We start from the raw sequence: 15,808 nt of genomic DNA, 5'->3' as shown, positions 1-15,808 counted from the left end.
TAAAACTCTTGCTTTTTAAAATTATTTTATTTTTTTCTCGCACTAATTTTGTGAACTTCTCCTAAAATTAATGGGATAAAGGCTAGTGCTAGAATTATTATCCATTGCCAGGTGATAAATTCTAATTCAAATAAATATCTAAGTGGTCCTACATACATTACAATTAAAAGTAGGGCAAATGATAAGAGATTTGCTTTTATTAATTGCTTGTTTGATCCAATTCCCAATTCTTTTAGGGTATATTTTGTACTTCTTACAGAAAATGCTCTTAAAAGCTCACTTGTAATTAAGGTTGCAAAAACCATTGTGTGGGCTCCTTCTATATTTCCTGGGAAAATCCATTTAAGTCCTATCAAATAAGATGCTAAAACTGAAAATGTAATTGCTAGTGATTGAACAATTAGTGAATTTTTCAAATCTCCAGAAATTATTGATTCTTTTGGATCTCTTGGATTTCTTTCCATTATATCTTTTTCTCCTGGTTCAACTCCAAGAGCAAGTGCTGGGAAAGCATCTGTCACAAGGTTTAACCAGAGGAGTTGGATTGGTGTTAGTGGAGAAGGTAGGCCAAATAAAATTGACAAAAATACAATCAAAACTTCTGCAATGTTACATGAAAGTAGGAATGAAACGAATTTTCTGATATTTGAGAAAATTATTCTTCCTTCTTCGACTGCATTTACAATTGTTGCAAAGTTATCGTCAACCAAAATCATATTTGCTGTATCTTTGGCAACGTCAGTTCCTGTAATTCCCATAGAAATTCCAATATCAGCGTTTTTAATTGCTGGAGCATCGTTTACTCCGTCTCCTGTCATGGCAACTATTTCTCCGTTTTCTTGGAGGGCGTTTACAAGTTGAACCTTATTTTGTGGAGATACTCTTGCAAAAACTCTTTTTTCTTTGGCAATTTTTCTAATTTCTTCATCACTCATATTATTTAATTCTTTTCCTTCGATTGCTTGGTCTTTGGAATCTGCAATTCCCAAATCTCTTGCAATTGCGAAGGCTGTTTCTAAATAATCTCCAGTAATCATGATAACATCAATTCCTGATGAGCGACATTCGGAAACTGCTTTTTTTGCTTCTGGTCTTGGTGGATCTATCATTCCAGTAAGACCTACAAATACCATTTCTCTTTCAATATTTTCACTTGTCAATTCTTCATTTTTTATTGAATCAAATTCCCTAAAGGCGTAAGCCATTACACGAAGAGCTTGTTTGGCAAGATTTTTATTTTCATCCATTGCCTTTTTCTTTAAATCTTCTGTAAAATCAACAATTTCTCCATTTAATAAAATTTTAGAAGAATTTGAAATAATTATATCAGGAGCTCCCTTTGTCATTGACTTATAATTTTCTTCTATGTTGTGGAAGGTTGTCATCATTTTTCTGTCAGAATCAAATGGAATTTCTTCAATTCTTGGGTGTTTTTCTTCCAAATCTTCTTGAACAATTCCCCATTTTTCAGAAAATGTAAGCATAGCTCCTTCTGTTGGGTCGCCAATGATTTTATATTGGTCACCTTCACGAGTTAGGTCGGCGTCGTTACACAAAGTTGAAATTGTCATTAGAAGTTTTATATTTTCTTCATCTTCTATTTTTTCATCGTCAAGTTTTATTTGACCCTTTGGCTCATATCCGCTTCCTTCAACTTCATATTCTTTTTCATTTGTCCAAATTTTTGTAATGGTCATCTCGTTTTGAGTCAAAGTTCCAGTTTTATCTGAACAAATTGCTGTTGTCGCTCCTAGTGTTTCTACAGAAACCAATGATTTTACAATTGCTTTTCTTTCTGCCATTCTGTTCATTCCGATTGATAAAACAATTGTTACAACTGCAGTAAGTCCTTCAGGAATTGCGGCAACTGCAAGAGAAACTGCAACCATTAAATTATCCAATAAGGAATCGCCAGTTCTAAAATATCCAACAATAAATACAATTATACAAACGACAACTACAAGAATTGCCAAAAGTTTTGACAATTTATTTAATTGTTTTTGTAGAGGCGTATCCTTATCTTCAACTTGATGCAGACTTGATGCGATTTTTCCCATTTCTGAATCAGATCCAGTTTGAGTTACAATTCCCTTTCCGTGACCGTAAGTTACTATTGTTGATGAGAAAGCAAAATTTTCCCTATCACCAATTCCAACCTCGCTGTCATAAATAACTTCAGAATTTTTTTCTGCAGCTACAGATTCACCAGTAAGAGAAGATTCGTCGATTTGTAAATTTGATGATTCTAATAAACGCATATCAGCTGGAACAATATCTCCAGTTTCAATTACAACAATATCACCAACAACCAATTCTTCTGCCTTAACTTTTATCTTTTTGCCGTCACGAATTACACTTGCCTCGGGTGATGACATTTTTTGCAAGGCCTCAACAGAATCTTCAGCCCTTCCTTCTTGAATAATTGACATAATTGCATTAATAATTACAATGGCAATAATTATTGCGCATTCAATTTTATCTCCCGTAAAAGCTGATACGATTGATGCAACTATCAATAAAATTACCATCGGATCAATGATTTGCTCGGCTATTTTTTTGCCAAGAGATTTTTTCTTCTTGGATTCAATTTTATTTGGGCCGTTTTCTTCAAGACGTTTAGCTGCAAGATCACTTGATAAGCCTCTTAAGCTATCAGAGTCAAGTTTTTTTACAATTTCATTTTTTTGACCTAAATAGTCCATTCCTACCTCCTTAAATTTTTTTATTTTTCTTTACAAAAAGAAAAGACTTCTGGCAAATCGCCAAAAGTCTTGCTACCAAATGGTTTATTCAACCGGGTTAAACCGTAATGACGATTGAATAATTAAGCTACTCCCTCTTGTTGATATAATTATATAGCAAATAGAGGAAAAATCAATTTTTATTAAGAGTGAGATGCAGCTGCATCGTCCCTGTTTTTCATTTCATTTATGCAAAGGCAAAGACCAATTAATACTAAAGTAAAATCTTCGTCATAAACCGTAAGCTCATATTGGTCGGTAAAGGCAAAAAATTTCTTGTTCATTTCAGCGATTAAATTATTTTTAAAATAAACTTCAAAATCATGATCAAGATAATTGCCCCTCAAATTTAGTTCTTTTCCCTCATAAAAGACATCAACTTTTCTTTTTAAAAAAGATAATTTTTGATTTATCTCCATGTGACTTCCATCATAAAAATCCACATAATAAGTTTGGAGAAAAGAAAGTACTTTTTTGGAAATATCAAACAAAACATTTCCATCCATATCTTTTAATTTTGCCTGATATCCTACAAATTTAAAATCTTGGTCAAAAAAATAAGCTTCATTTCCATTTTCATCCAAAATTGGATATTTATCTGTAAGTTTAAAAAATTTTTCTTTAAAATAATATTTTTTCATAAAAATTCCCTTTCTTTGCTAAAATTATACCCAAAAAAAAATTAAAAATTAAAAAAATCTAATATTTTAAAAGTCCTTATCTTTGAGTTGACATTTTAATTATAGGGTATAAAATTAGATGAGATAACCTTTAAAATAGACTTTAATTTTATTAATCATATTAAGGAAAGAAAATGAAAAATACTAGAAGAAATAAAAAAAATTTTTTGGGAAAATTGTCGGATAAGATTACTTCAAATCCACCTTTATATTTGACCTTGGGCTTTGCGATTTTAATTTCAATTGGGGGATGTATTTTATCCCTTCCAATTTTTACAAGAAGCGGAGAGCCTACAAATTTAATTGATTCAATTTTTGTAGCAGCATCAGCATCTTGTGTTACAGGACTTACAACTGTAAATACTGCAGAGCATTGGAATACTTTTGGTCACGTTTTGATTTTATTTTTAATTCAAATTGGAGGCCTTGGTGTAATGACCTTGGCGACACTTTTTCCCCTACTTTTGAGAAAAAAAATCGGCTTAAAATCAAGGCAAATTTTAAAAGAGCAATTAAATATCGAAACCCTTCAAGGAATTATGAAATTATTTAGGCATGTTTTGGTTTTTACATTTTTGGTAGAATTTTTTGGAGCATTTTTATTGTCTTTTCGTTTTGTGCCAATTTTTGGCATGGCAAAGGGATTGTGGTATTCAATTTTCCATTCAATTTCTGCTTTTTGTAATGCGGGATTTGATCTTTTGGGAGATTCAATTTATCCATACAGAAATGATAGTTTAATAAATGTAACTTTAATGAGCCTAATTGTAATTGGCGGACTTGGTTTTATGGTTACAGCAGAAATTTTTAGAAAAAAATCTTTCAAAAAATTATCAACTCACGCCAAATTAGTTTTAATAATAAGTGCTTTTTTAATTGTGGTAGGAACACTTGTTTTTTGTTTAATTGAAAGACAAATTGGAGGAGTTTTGTATCAAGAAGGAATTAAAAATTCTATCTTGCAATCAGCCTTCCAATCAATTTCTGCAAGAACAGCGGGTTTTTATTCTGTAAAATTAAATCAAATGCACGACACAAGCGTTTTGCTGTTAATAGTTTTGATGACTATAGGGGGTTCTCCAGGCTCAACTGCTGGTGGTTTAAAAACAACAACTTTTGGAGTTTTGGCTTTATCGACAATTTCAATTTTTAAAGAAGAAGATGAAGTTACAATTTTTAATAAACACATTGACTCAAAAACAATCAGAAAGGCCCTTGCAATTATAATGGTTTATTTTGTGCTAATATTTTTGGCTATATTTATTTTATCTTTAAGTGAAAATTTTAAAGTTTTAGATATTGCTTACGAAGTGGCATCAGCCTTTGGAACAGTTGGAGCAAGTAGGGGAATTACGGGAGATCTTTCAATTCTTGGAAAAATTTTGATAACTTGCTGCATGTATTTGGGAAGAATAGGACCTATGACCATGGCTTATTCAATTGGACTAAAGTCATCAACAAAATATATAAGATATCCAGAAGCAAATATTAGTATAGGTTAGGAGAAAAAAATGGACAAAAGTGTAATAGTTTTAGGAATCGGTAGATTTGGAGAAAGAGTTGCAACAAAACTTTACGAAGACGGTTTGGAAGTTATGGCGGTCGACAAAAATTATGATTTAGTTCAAAATATTTCTGACAAGGTAACAAGCGCCGTTCAATGCGATATTGCAAATGATAAGGCCCTTGAAGAATTGGGAATGGGAAATTTTGACGTGGTAGTAGTTGCTACAGGAGAAAGTCTTGAAGCTTCAATGGTGGCAACACTTTTTGCAAAAGACCATAATGTTGGAAAAATTATAGCCAAAGCTACTTCAAAAGATCATGCAAGAATTTTGACAAAAATTGGAGCAGATCAAATAATTTTTCCAGAAATAGATATGGGTGAAAAACTTGCAAGAAGCATAGCAGGATCAAATCTTCTCCAATTTTTCCATTTTTCTGATGATTATTCCATGTTAGAGTTAAAAGCATTTAATGATATTATTGGAAAAACTTTGGCTGAAATAGATTTTAGAAAAAAATATAAAATGATGGTAATAGCCTACAAAAGAGATGGAGAATTGGTAATAAATCCCGAGGCAAATTGGAAAATTGAAAAAGATGATACTTTGGTTTTGTTGGGAGATAGTGAACATGCAGAAAAGCTTCAAAAAGAAGTTGATAGGTATAAATAAAAAAACAGGAAAACGAAAATTTTTCATATAAAGATTGAAATTATAAGGATATAAAATTTGCAAAAAAAAGTTTGCATTTAAGAAAAATCGTGTTATAATAATATTAGCTAGTAAATAGCTAGGTTTTTCATTATTAATTCCTTATAGTTTTCCCTATAGAAAACTAGGACTAACTTATTCTTTTCTATATTATAAAAAGACCCGTCAAGGGTCTTTTTATTTTGGTAAATTTTTCAAGGATTTTATTTATTTTTTGCAGATTTAATTCATGAGATCTCTCTACGCAGTCGCTTTGCTCATACTAAAACACGTTTGCTTCGCAAACTTTTTCGTGCTTTCACACTTCATTTTAGGGATGATTGTGCTAAATCAAAGCACAATCATCTAGTCGAGATGCTTTTTATTTTTTATTGGCTTAAATTTTTGAATTTTCACGATAAAGACAAAGTCTATTTTTAAAAATTATAATTATTTAAATTAAATAGGGCACCACCCATCTCGAGCTTTGTCGAGAGATCTCTTTTATTAACTTTATCTATTAATTTACAAAATCCATAAATAAACCAAACCAATGAGATCCCTCCACTTCGGTCGGGATGGGAACTTCTTCGTTAGATTATATATAATAATAGTTTTAAAATTTCTCAAAATTTAATCTATACTTTAGCCAATACATAAATACAATAATTACCCATCTCAAGCTTTGTCGAGAAATCTCTTTTATTAACTTTATCCATTAATTTACAAAATCCATAAATAAACCAAACCAATGAGATCTCTCCACTATGGTCGGAATGGGAACTTCTTCGTTTGAGTTTATATATAATAATAGTTTTAAAATTTCTCAGATAATTATTTTAATTTATCCTTTAGCACAAATATAAATCCAATAATACCCCATCTCGAGCCTAGTCGAGAGATCTCTTTTATTATTTTTTATTTTATTTTTCTAATTTTCTAGTATTTTATTTTTCCAATTGAAATAAAAAATCCCTATAGTATATTGAAAAAAATAAAAGGAGAAAATTATGTTTTATTTTGACAGAACTTATGTCCTAGTTTTGATTGGACTTCTTATTAGTAGTCTGGCTCAAGCTAATATTCAAAAAAAATTTGATAAGTATAAAAAAATAAAAACTCAAAAATCTATAACAGGTTTTGATGCTGCTAGATATATTTTATCTACTAATTCTTACAATGATATTTCTATTAAAAAAATCGGGGGATCTTTGTCTGATTATTTTAATCCTATTAGTAAGGAAATTGCCTTGTCAGAAACTTCTATGACAGATACTTCAATTGCATCTCTTGCAGTTGCAGCTCACGAGTGCGGTCACGTTATTCAATACAAGGAAGGTTATATTCCTTTAAAAATTAAATCTTATATAGTTCCGGCTGTAAATATTGGATCAAAATTATCTTTTCCTTTGATTTTGTTGGGAATTTTTCTTTCAATGGGAAAATTAATAAGTATTGGAATATTTTTATTTTCTTTTGTATTAATTTTTCAAATAATTACTCTTCCTGTAGAATTTGATGCATCAAGAAGAGCCTTAAAAGTTTTGGACGAATCTGGCATGCTTGTTGGAGTTGAAAATGATTATGCAAAAGATATGCTAAAATCTGCAGCCCTAACTTATGTTGCAGCAACCTTATCAACTGCCCTTCAATTTTTAAGATTATGGATTTTATTTGGAAACAGACGAGATGATTAAAAATTTACAAGGCTAATTTTTTAGACTTAGACTTTTGACAAAGCAAATTTTTCCCATTTCGAGCGAACGTAGTGAGTCGAGAAATCTCATGAGATTTCTCCATGCGTTCGTTTCACTCACTTAGTCGAAATGATACTTAGCTTTATTTTTATTTTAAAACAAAATTTTATTTAAATTTGTACTTTGTATACGCTCTGAGGCTATTTTTAGCCTTGTTTTTTTATTTGTATTTTTGATTAATTTTTAGGATTCTTGAATCTCTACTATTTTAGTGTACAATAAAAATAAGATTCATAGGAATCTTTATTTATTATTTGAAAGGTCAGAGAAAGTCAAAGAAATCGAGGTAAATCTATGGCAGGACTAACGTCTGATATAGAAAAATTCTTAAAGGCTCTTTTGGAAAATACTCAAGATGGTTTTGTTGAAATCGGAAGAAATGATTTGGCAACAAGATTTGAGTGCTCTCCAAGCCAAATTAATTATGTGCTTTCAACAAGATTTACCCCTTACAACGGATATCTTATCGAAAGCAAAAGAGGCGGCAACGGTTTTATAAGAATTATTACTATAGTTGAAGATGAAGACGATTATATAAAATATATTATTAAAAATTTAGATAAAGAATTAACTGAAGAAAGGGCGAAAAGTTTTTTTACAGAACTTTTCAACAAGGGCTATATGGACGAAAATGAATTGGGAATTGCAGTCTATGCTATCCTTGATAAGTCCCTTATGAATGTAGAAAAAGATAAGAGAAATTTAGTAAGGCATGATATAGTAAAAAATATTTTACTGAGCTTTCTAATAAGGAGTTAAATATGAAGTGCGATAGATGCGACAACGAGGCAAATGTAACCGTAAAAGCAATAATAAATGGCACAGAACATGACTTCCACTTGTGTAATGATTGTATGGAAAAATTATCAAAAGGAGATCCAAATCTTCTTTTGGATGGAGATTTTAAAAATCTTGATATGAATAATTTTGATTGGAAGAGTTTGGTTGATAAATTTATTCCAAGCCTTGATCAAATTATTGATTCTTATTATGATTATAAAATTTCAAAAAATAATTTTTCTTATGATTATTTTTCATCATTAAAAGAAGAGACTTGTCCAAAGTGTGGAAATTCTTTTACAAATATAAAAAGTGGAGTTTTTGGATGTCCACATTGCTATGAAATTGATAAAAAACTTACGGGTGAAATTTTAAGGGCCGTAAATAATTTGAAAAAATATGATGGAAAATTCCCAAGAAAACAAAGGGATTTCAGGGAAGTGGCTATAAAAATTAAAAACTTGCAAGAAGAATTGCAAAAATCAGTTGAAGTTGAAGATTTTGAGAAGGCTCAAGATCTTAAAGAAAAAATAGATGAATTGAATATGAAGGTGAGAAATTGATAGATTATTACAAGGACATAGTACTTGAAAATAACTTATCTTTGAAAAGAAATATTGAAGGTTATAATTTTCCTATAAGTCTTTCGGAAAAAGATTCTCTTGAAATTATTGAAAAATTTAGGGAAATTTATGGGGATGAGCTTATACTTCTTGATGAGATGGATGAAAATACCCTAAATAAACTTATAAATGCAGGAAAAATTTCTCCTGATTCTAAAAACAAGGAAGCCGTGATTGGCCTTGTTTTTAAAGATGATTATATTTTGGTTATTAATGACAGCGACCATATTTCTATAAATATTTCGACTTTTGATGGGGATTTAAAATTTGCCTATGATAGGGCAATGGATATTGAAAAAGAATTAGATGAAAAATTTGATTTTTCTTTTTCTCCTCAATATGGATATTTGACAAGTTTTGGAAGAAATTCTGGAAATGGAATTGAAATAAGGCTAAAATTGTTTTTATTTGGGCTTTTGGATAACACCCAAGCCTTTCTAACTTTAAAATCAAGCCTTGCCCACGATGGAATTTTTCTTACAAGATTTGTCCCAGATTATTTTAAATCCTATGATGATGATATTTATATTTTGAAAAATTTCGGAAATTATAGGGAAAAAATGGACGAATATTTGAAAAATTTTGAAGAAAATATCGATATAATTATTAGAAATGAGAGAAGATTTAGGAGAGATTTCCAATCTTTAAATGGATTAAATGATGAAGATATAAAAGATTCTATAAAAATTTTGGAAGATAATTTGGAAAGTAAAAATTTAAAGACCCTAACCAGCATGGTAAATTGTCTTTATGATTTAAAAAAATATAATGTTTTGGGTTTTAAAACAAAATTATCAAATCAAGAAATTGATTATTTGATTTTTAATATTTCAAAGGATAAGTACAAGGGCAACCGTGACAGTGAAAGATATGAATTTTTAAATTCATATATGGAGGCTAGATAATGGAAAACAACAAATTAAATAGGCTAACTGGCCTTGCCAGAAGAGAATCCTATTCTCTTAGCCATGATTATATAGGTGTAGAACATTTGCTTTTGGCCCTTATGAAAACTGGTTCTCTTGCGACAAAGGCTTTGGAAGAAGCCGGTGCAAATTACGAACTTTTAAGATCAATTGTAATAAATAATATTGGCAAGGGATCTGCAGTAAGGCCAGCTAAAGAATATTCTAATAAGCTAAAACAAATTTTGGGTAAAGCAAGACTTTTTGCCCAAAAAAGAAAAAAAGTTTCTGCAAGCGAGGAAGATGTTCTTCTTGCAATTTTAAATGACGAAGATTCATTTACAAATTTAATGTTTATGCTATCAGGTCTTGATAAAAAAATTATCAGGGATAATTTGATTCGTTTGCAAAATGAAGAAGACTCTTCAAATTCTTCTAATAGTTTGGGAGAAAATCTTAAAAAATTTTCCAAAAATTTAAATGAATTGGCAGAGGCTGGAAAAATTGATCCAGTTATTGGAAGGGATGGGGAAGTTGAAAGAGTTATTCAAATTCTTTTAAGAAGAACAAAAAATAATCCGATTTTAATTGGAGATCCAGGAGTTGGAAAAACTGCAATAATTGAAGGACTTGCTCAAAGAATTGTTGAGGGAAGGGTTCCTTTTGTTATGAAGGAAAAAACTATTGTTTCTCTTGACCTTGCAAGCATGATTGCAGGAACAAAATATCGTGGAGATTTTGAGGAAAGATTAAAAAAATTATTTGAAGAACTTGAAGACAGGGACGATGTAGTTTTATTTATTGACGAATTTCATATGGTTTTGGGAGCTGGAGCAAGCGAAGGATCTATGGATGCGGCAAATATTTTAAAACCAATTCTTGCAAAAGGCGATATTCAAATTATAGGTGCGACAACAATTGATGAATATAGAAAGCACGTAGAAAAAGACCAAGCCTTAACCAGAAGAATGCAACCAGTTCATGTTGAAGAGCCAAACAAAGATGACACGATAAAAATAATTGAAGGATTAAAAGATAAATACGAAGGCCACCACAAGGTAGAAATTACAGATGAGGCAATAAAAGCTGCTGTAGATTTATCACAAAGATATATCCAAGACAGGTTTTTGCCAGATAAGGCAATTGATGTAATTGATGAGGCTTGTTCAAAAGAAAGAATCAAAAATTACAAGGAAAACAAGGACCAAGTTTCAAATAAAGAAATTTTAGATAAGCTTGTTGAAGAAAAAAATCAGGCCATAAATGAGCAAAATTTTGAAAAAGCAGCAAGTCTAAGAGATCAAATTAATGAAGCACGCGAAAAACTTGAAAAAGAAAAAGAAGAAAATAAAATTGATTTAAAAATTTCTTTCGATGAAGTTGCAAAAATAGTTTCATCTTGGTCAAAAGTTCCTATAACAAAATTAACAGAAGATGAAAAACAAAGATATATGGATCTTGATATTGACCTTAAAAAAGAAGTTATAGGTCAAGATAAGGCTATTGATAAAATTTCTCATGCCATAAAAAGAGCAAGAGTTGGCTTAAAAGATCCAAAAAAACCAATAGGTTCATTTATTTTTGTAGGGCCAACAGGAGTTGGAAAAACATATCTTGCAAAATCTTTAGCAAAAAATTTATTTGGAGATATGGATAATCTAATCAGGATGGACATGAGTGAATATATGGAAAAATTTGCTGTGTCAAGACTTGTTGGATCTCCTCCGGGATATGTTGGTTATGAAGAAGGCGGCCAACTTACAGAAGCTGTAAGAAAACATCCATATTCTGTAATTTTATTTGACGAAATTGAAAAAGCCCACCCAGATATTTTCAATTTACTTTTACAAATTCTTGATGATGGACGTTTGACAGACGGCCAAGGAAGAACTGTAGATTTTAAAAATACAATTATAATAATGACCAGTAACGTTGGAGTTTCATCCTTAAATCAAAATCCAAAAATTGGATTTGGAACCGGAGATCTCGAAAAAGAAATTGATGATTCAAATAAGGAAATAATAAATAAGGCAATAAAAAATGCCTTTGCTCCAGAATTTATAAATAGGCTTGACGATATAATAATGTTCAATTCTCTTGATAAAAATGCTATCAAGGAAATTACAAAAATTTTACTTGAAGAAACAAAAGATAGACTTAAAAATCTTGGAATAGAAATAAATTACAATAAGAGAGTTATTGATTTACTATCAGAAGGCGGATTTTCAAAAGAATACGGAGCAAGACCACTTGAACGCCATATCACAAATAAAATCGACAACCAATTGGCAGAAGAAATTTTGGAAGGAAAATTATCAAAAGATATGGTAATAAATCTTACAGTAAAAGAAGGAAAAATAAATTTTGCCAACAAAAAAGAAAAAATAAAAGAAGAAATACCTGTTTCTTAAAAAATATAAATAAGCTGCTGTAAAAAATTACAGCAGTCAGAGCGTAGACAAAGTATGAATGTAGATAATATTTTATTTTAAAATAAAAATTAAGCTACGTACCATCTCGACTAGATAAATATGCCTTGATTTGGCATATTTATCCCTAAAACCAAGTGCGAAAGCACAAAGAAGTTTGTAAAGCAAACGTGTTTTAGTGTGAGTGAAACGAACGCATGGAGAGATCTCACGAGATTTCTCCGCTCGTTGCACTCGGTCGAAATGGGAAATGTTTCTATTTTGTCAACAGTCTGGCTGCTGTTAAAATTTACAGCAGTTTTTTTAATGGAAGAAAAAACATATAGAAAAATTTCTATATGTGTGGTAGAATAAATTTGTGGAGGAGAGAAATGGATAATAAGTATATAAATATTTCTAAAAAATTAAAAGTTCTAAGTGATCCCAAAAGACTTGAGATTGTAGATATGCTATCATGCGAAGAACTTTGTGCTTGTGAAATACTAGAAAAATTTGATATAAGCCAACCCACCTTATCAAGTGATATGAAAAAACTTGAAGATGCGAATATAATAAAAAGTCGCAAGGAAGGTAAAAATGTATTTTATATTGTAAACAAAGAAAGCCTAGATGAACTTTATAATTTATTGGGAAAAATATTTAAATCTAGTCCAGATTGTATCTGCAAAAAATAATTTTTTTGCCAATTACATAGAAACATTCAAATGTATCTATGTATATTTACATTAAAACTTTCCTCAAAAAAATTTAAGGAGAAAATCATGAAAAAAATAAGAATATATGAACCAGCAATGTGTTGCTCAACAGGAGTTTGTGGGGTAAGTGTTGACCCTGAGCTTTTAAGAATGTCAAGCCTAGTAGAAAAATTAGATAAAAAAGGAATTGATATAAAAAGATTTAATCTTAACAGTGCCCCTCAAGAATTTGTTGAAAATAAAAAAGTAAATGAAATTTTGAATGAAAAGGGAGAAGATATTCTTCCTCTTACAATGGTTGATGAAGAAATAATAAAAAGTGGATTATATCCTTCAAATGAAGAATTTGAAGAAATTTTATCTATAAAACTTGATGAAAAAAATGAAGAAGAAAGTTCTTGTGGATGTTCTTCTGATAGTGGATGTTGTTGCTAACTTTTAGAAAGGTATTTTATGGAAAAATTTAGTCCCGAGAAAATAAAATTTGGAAAATATATATTTTTTACAGGAAAGGGAGGAGTTGGAAAAACATCTACCGCTTGTGCCACAGCTGTAAATTTATGTGACAAGGGATCTAAGGTTTTATTGGTAAGCACAGATCCGGCCTCAAACCTCCAAGATATTTTTGTGGAAAAATTAGATAATGAAATTACAAAAATTGAAGAAGTAGAAGGTTTGTTTGTTGCAAATTTAGACCCAATTAAGGCAGCAGATGAATATAAGAAAAGTATAGTATCTCCCTATATTGGTAAACTTCCAGATAGTGTAATAAATAAAATGGAAGAAGAATTATCAGGATCATGTACTGTAGAAATTGCAGCTTTTAATGAATTTGCAAAATATATAACTGATAAAGAAACAGAAGATAAATACGATTATATTATTTTTGATACAGCTCCAACCGGCCACACTTTAAGAATGTTACAACTTCCACAAGCTTGGGATAATTTTATTGAAGATAATACCCAAGGTGTTTCTTGTTTGGGACAATTGTCAGGTCTTGAAAGTCAAAAAGGCATGTATAAAAAAGCTGTAGAAACTTTATCTGATAAAGATAAAACAAGTTTAATCCTTGTAACAAGACCAGAAGATGGTCCTTTAAAAGAAGCTTATAGGGCTTCAAAGGAATTAAAAGATATAGGTATTAAAAATCAAATATTATTGGTAAACGGCCTATTAACTATATATGATGATAAAATATCCAAGGCTTATTATGAAAAACAAAAAGAATCCCTAGAAAAAATGCCAGAAAATTTAAAAAATTTACAAAATTATCTTATACCTTTAAGAGGATATAATATAACAGGAATTTCAAAACTTAGGTCCTTGTTTGATGAAGATACTTATACAGAAAAAACTTTTGACAAAGAAATAAAAATTGATAAAAAATTAAAAGATATAATAGATAATTTGTATAAAAATAATAAGAAAGTTATATTCACAATGGGAAAGGGTGGAGTAGGAAAGACAACTGTGGCAGCGGCTATAGCTCTTGGACTTTCAAAAAAAGGAAAGAAAGTTCATCTTACAACAACTGATCCAGCAGATCATTTAAAATATACAATAAAAGAAAATGAAAATTTATCAGTAAGTCATATTGATGAAAAGTTAGAGCTTGAAAAATATAGGAAAGAAGTTTTACAAAAGGCAAAAGAAACTATGTCAAATGATGATCTATCTTATATAGAAGAAGATTTAAGGTCACCTTGCACACAAGAAATAGCAGTTTTTAGAGCTTTTGCAGATCTTGTAGAAAAAAGTGAGGAAGAAATAGTTGTAATTGATACAGCTCCAACAGGCCACACTCTTTTATTATTAGAATCAACCCAAAGTTATAACCAAGAAATAATGCGTTCAAATGGAGATATTCCAGAAGCAACTAAAAAACTTTTGCCAAGACTTAAAAATGAAAAAGAAACAGAAGTAATAATAGTGACTCTTGCAGAACCAACTCCAGTTTATGAAGCTTTAAGACTTGAAGAAGATTTAAAAAGAGCAGGAATTTTTAGCAAATGGTGGCTTATAAATTCCTCATTATATGCTTCAAACACAACAAATAAAATCCTAAAATCAAAAGCAAATGAAGAAGTAAAATGGATTAATTATTTAAATGACCATACAAAGGAAAATTTAGCTATAATTGGTTGGAATCCTAAAAAATTAAGTGGAGATGTCTTAGAAGATTTAATAAAGTAGTTAAAAGATTTGGAAAATGATTTAAATTAGCTAAATTTTAGTATAAAAATAGGCTTAAAAATTTATTTAAGCCTATTTTTTTAAAATTATTCTAATCCTTCAATAAAAAATGCTGTGCTGTTATTATTTACTAGAAGATAGTAAGGGCTTTGTCCCTCAAAATTTATATAAAGATTTTCTAAATTTTGTTTTAATTTATCGGTCATACTATCTTTACTTCTTCCAGGAAGATACAAGGTGTAGAGGTATTGAAATTCATTTTCTCCGTTTAAATCATCTAAGCTAAGTCCGCCCTTTATATCCTTATATTCAATTTGATTATTTGAATCAAGCTCGGTGGCTCCTGTATTTGAAGTTACGGCTGGATTTGTTAATCTTAAAATATAGCAAGTTTCATCAAGATGGTTTTCTACAATAAATTTTCCTTGCATTTGGCAAACACTTTGATAATCAGGACCACCTTCGGTGTTTGTTTGAGTAAAAGTATATTTTGAATTAAAAAATCCGTTTTTCCCAAAGGTTAAAGTTTGGTAATATCTATTATTTACGTGCTTGTAAACAAAAGTTTTTCCCTCCAATTCATTGAAAATTGGATCAGTTTCTTCTTTTTTTACTTCTTCATTATTTTTGATATTTGAATCATTTTTTTCGTTTACTTTTTGATTTTTTGAAAGATTATTATTACTTGAAAATTTTTCTACGCTTTCAACTGATCTACTTTCTGTTTCTATTACCCTTTTATTTTTCTTACATGAAACAAGTAGGGGTAAAATTAAGCCAATAATAATTATTTTTTTATTCATAAAA

The 15,808-nt window shown here is 30.0% G+C and carries 13 protein-coding genes; 10 read left to right on the top strand and 3 right to left on the bottom strand.

Going from position 1 to position 15,808, the window contains the following annotated elements; all coding sequences use genetic code 11:
• Positions 1-26: 26 nt before the first annotated feature.
• Positions 27-2,702 carry a cation-translocating P-type ATPase gene (locus BN2087_RS01225; protein WP_049690082.1) on the bottom strand — a complete coding sequence of 892 codons (2,676 nt, stop codon included), beginning with the start codon at positions 2,700-2,702 and terminating at the stop codon, positions 27-29.
• Positions 2,703-2,884: 182 nt separating this feature from the next.
• Complete coding sequence (locus tag BN2087_RS01220; RefSeq protein ID WP_049690081.1) at positions 2,885-3,382, bottom strand: LURP-one-related/scramblase family protein; 498 nt, start codon at positions 3,380-3,382, stop codon at positions 2,885-2,887.
• Between the two features lie 173 nt (positions 3,383-3,555).
• Between BN2087_RS01220 and BN2087_RS01215 the strand changes: the two genes are divergently transcribed.
• The 10 genes from BN2087_RS01215 (at position 3,556) to arsA (ending at position 15,001) form a co-directional block, all read left to right on the top strand.
• Positions 3,556-4,923 carry a TrkH family potassium uptake protein gene (locus tag BN2087_RS01215; RefSeq protein ID WP_049690080.1) on the top strand — a complete coding sequence of 456 codons (1,368 nt, stop codon included), beginning with the start codon at positions 3,556-3,558 and terminating at the stop codon, positions 4,921-4,923.
• A 9-nt stretch (positions 4,924-4,932) separates the two neighbouring features.
• Entirely contained in the window at positions 4,933-5,598 is a 666-nt protein-coding gene (locus tag BN2087_RS01210) for a potassium channel family protein (protein ID WP_049690079.1), read from the top strand.
• 1,028 nt (positions 5,599-6,626) lie between these two features.
• Positions 6,627-7,313: a zinc metallopeptidase gene (locus BN2087_RS01205; RefSeq protein ID WP_049690078.1), complete on the top strand. Its 687-nt coding sequence runs from the start codon at positions 6,627-6,629 to the stop codon at positions 7,311-7,313.
• Between the two features lie 354 nt (positions 7,314-7,667).
• On the top strand, positions 7,668-8,132 hold the full coding sequence (locus BN2087_RS01200; RefSeq protein ID WP_049690077.1) for a CtsR family transcriptional regulator: 465 nt from the start codon (positions 7,668-7,670) through the stop codon (positions 8,130-8,132).
• Between the two features lie 2 nt (positions 8,133-8,134).
• The gene (locus BN2087_RS01195) at positions 8,135-8,716 is read left to right on the top strand and encodes a UvrB/UvrC motif-containing protein (protein ID WP_049690076.1); all 582 of its coding nucleotides are present in this window, start codon (positions 8,135-8,137) and stop codon (positions 8,714-8,716) included.
• A complete protein-coding gene (locus tag BN2087_RS01190) occupies positions 8,713-9,681 on the top strand; it encodes an ATP--guanido phosphotransferase (protein ID WP_049690075.1) in 969 nt (322 codons plus the stop codon). The genes BN2087_RS01195 and BN2087_RS01190 overlap by 4 nt, the downstream gene beginning before the upstream one ends.
• Complete coding sequence (locus BN2087_RS01185) at positions 9,681-12,092, top strand: ATP-dependent Clp protease ATP-binding subunit (RefSeq protein ID WP_049690074.1); 2,412 nt, start codon at positions 9,681-9,683, stop codon at positions 12,090-12,092. The genes BN2087_RS01190 and BN2087_RS01185 overlap by 1 nt, the downstream gene beginning before the upstream one ends.
• A 389-nt stretch (positions 12,093-12,481) precedes the next feature.
• Positions 12,482-12,784 carry an ArsR/SmtB family transcription factor gene (locus BN2087_RS01180; protein ID WP_049690073.1) on the top strand — a complete coding sequence of 101 codons (303 nt, stop codon included), beginning with the start codon at positions 12,482-12,484 and terminating at the stop codon, positions 12,782-12,784.
• 87 nt (positions 12,785-12,871) lie between these two features.
• Positions 12,872-13,240, top strand: coding sequence for an arsenite efflux transporter metallochaperone ArsD (gene arsD / locus BN2087_RS01175; protein WP_049690072.1), 369 nt, complete (start codon positions 12,872-12,874; stop codon positions 13,238-13,240).
• A gap of 18 nt (positions 13,241-13,258) precedes the next feature.
• Complete coding sequence (gene arsA, locus BN2087_RS01170; RefSeq protein ID WP_049690071.1) at positions 13,259-15,001, top strand: arsenical pump-driving ATPase; 1,743 nt, start codon at positions 13,259-13,261, stop codon at positions 14,999-15,001.
• Positions 15,002-15,087: 86 nt separating this feature from the next.
• Here arsA and BN2087_RS01165 read toward each other — a convergent pair whose 3' ends face one another.
• Positions 15,088-15,804, bottom strand: a complete 717-nt coding sequence (locus BN2087_RS01165) for a hypothetical protein (protein WP_049690070.1) — start codon at positions 15,802-15,804, stop codon at positions 15,088-15,090.
• Positions 15,805-15,808: the final 4 nt, after the last annotated feature.

This window comes from Anaerococcus jeddahensis, from assembly GCF_001182725.1.
In the GTDB taxonomy this organism is placed as follows: domain Bacteria; phylum Bacillota; class Clostridia; order Tissierellales; family Peptoniphilaceae; genus Anaerococcus; species Anaerococcus jeddahensis.
Note: the sequence above shows the minus strand (reverse complement) of the source record. Positions and strands in the feature narration are given on the sequence as shown.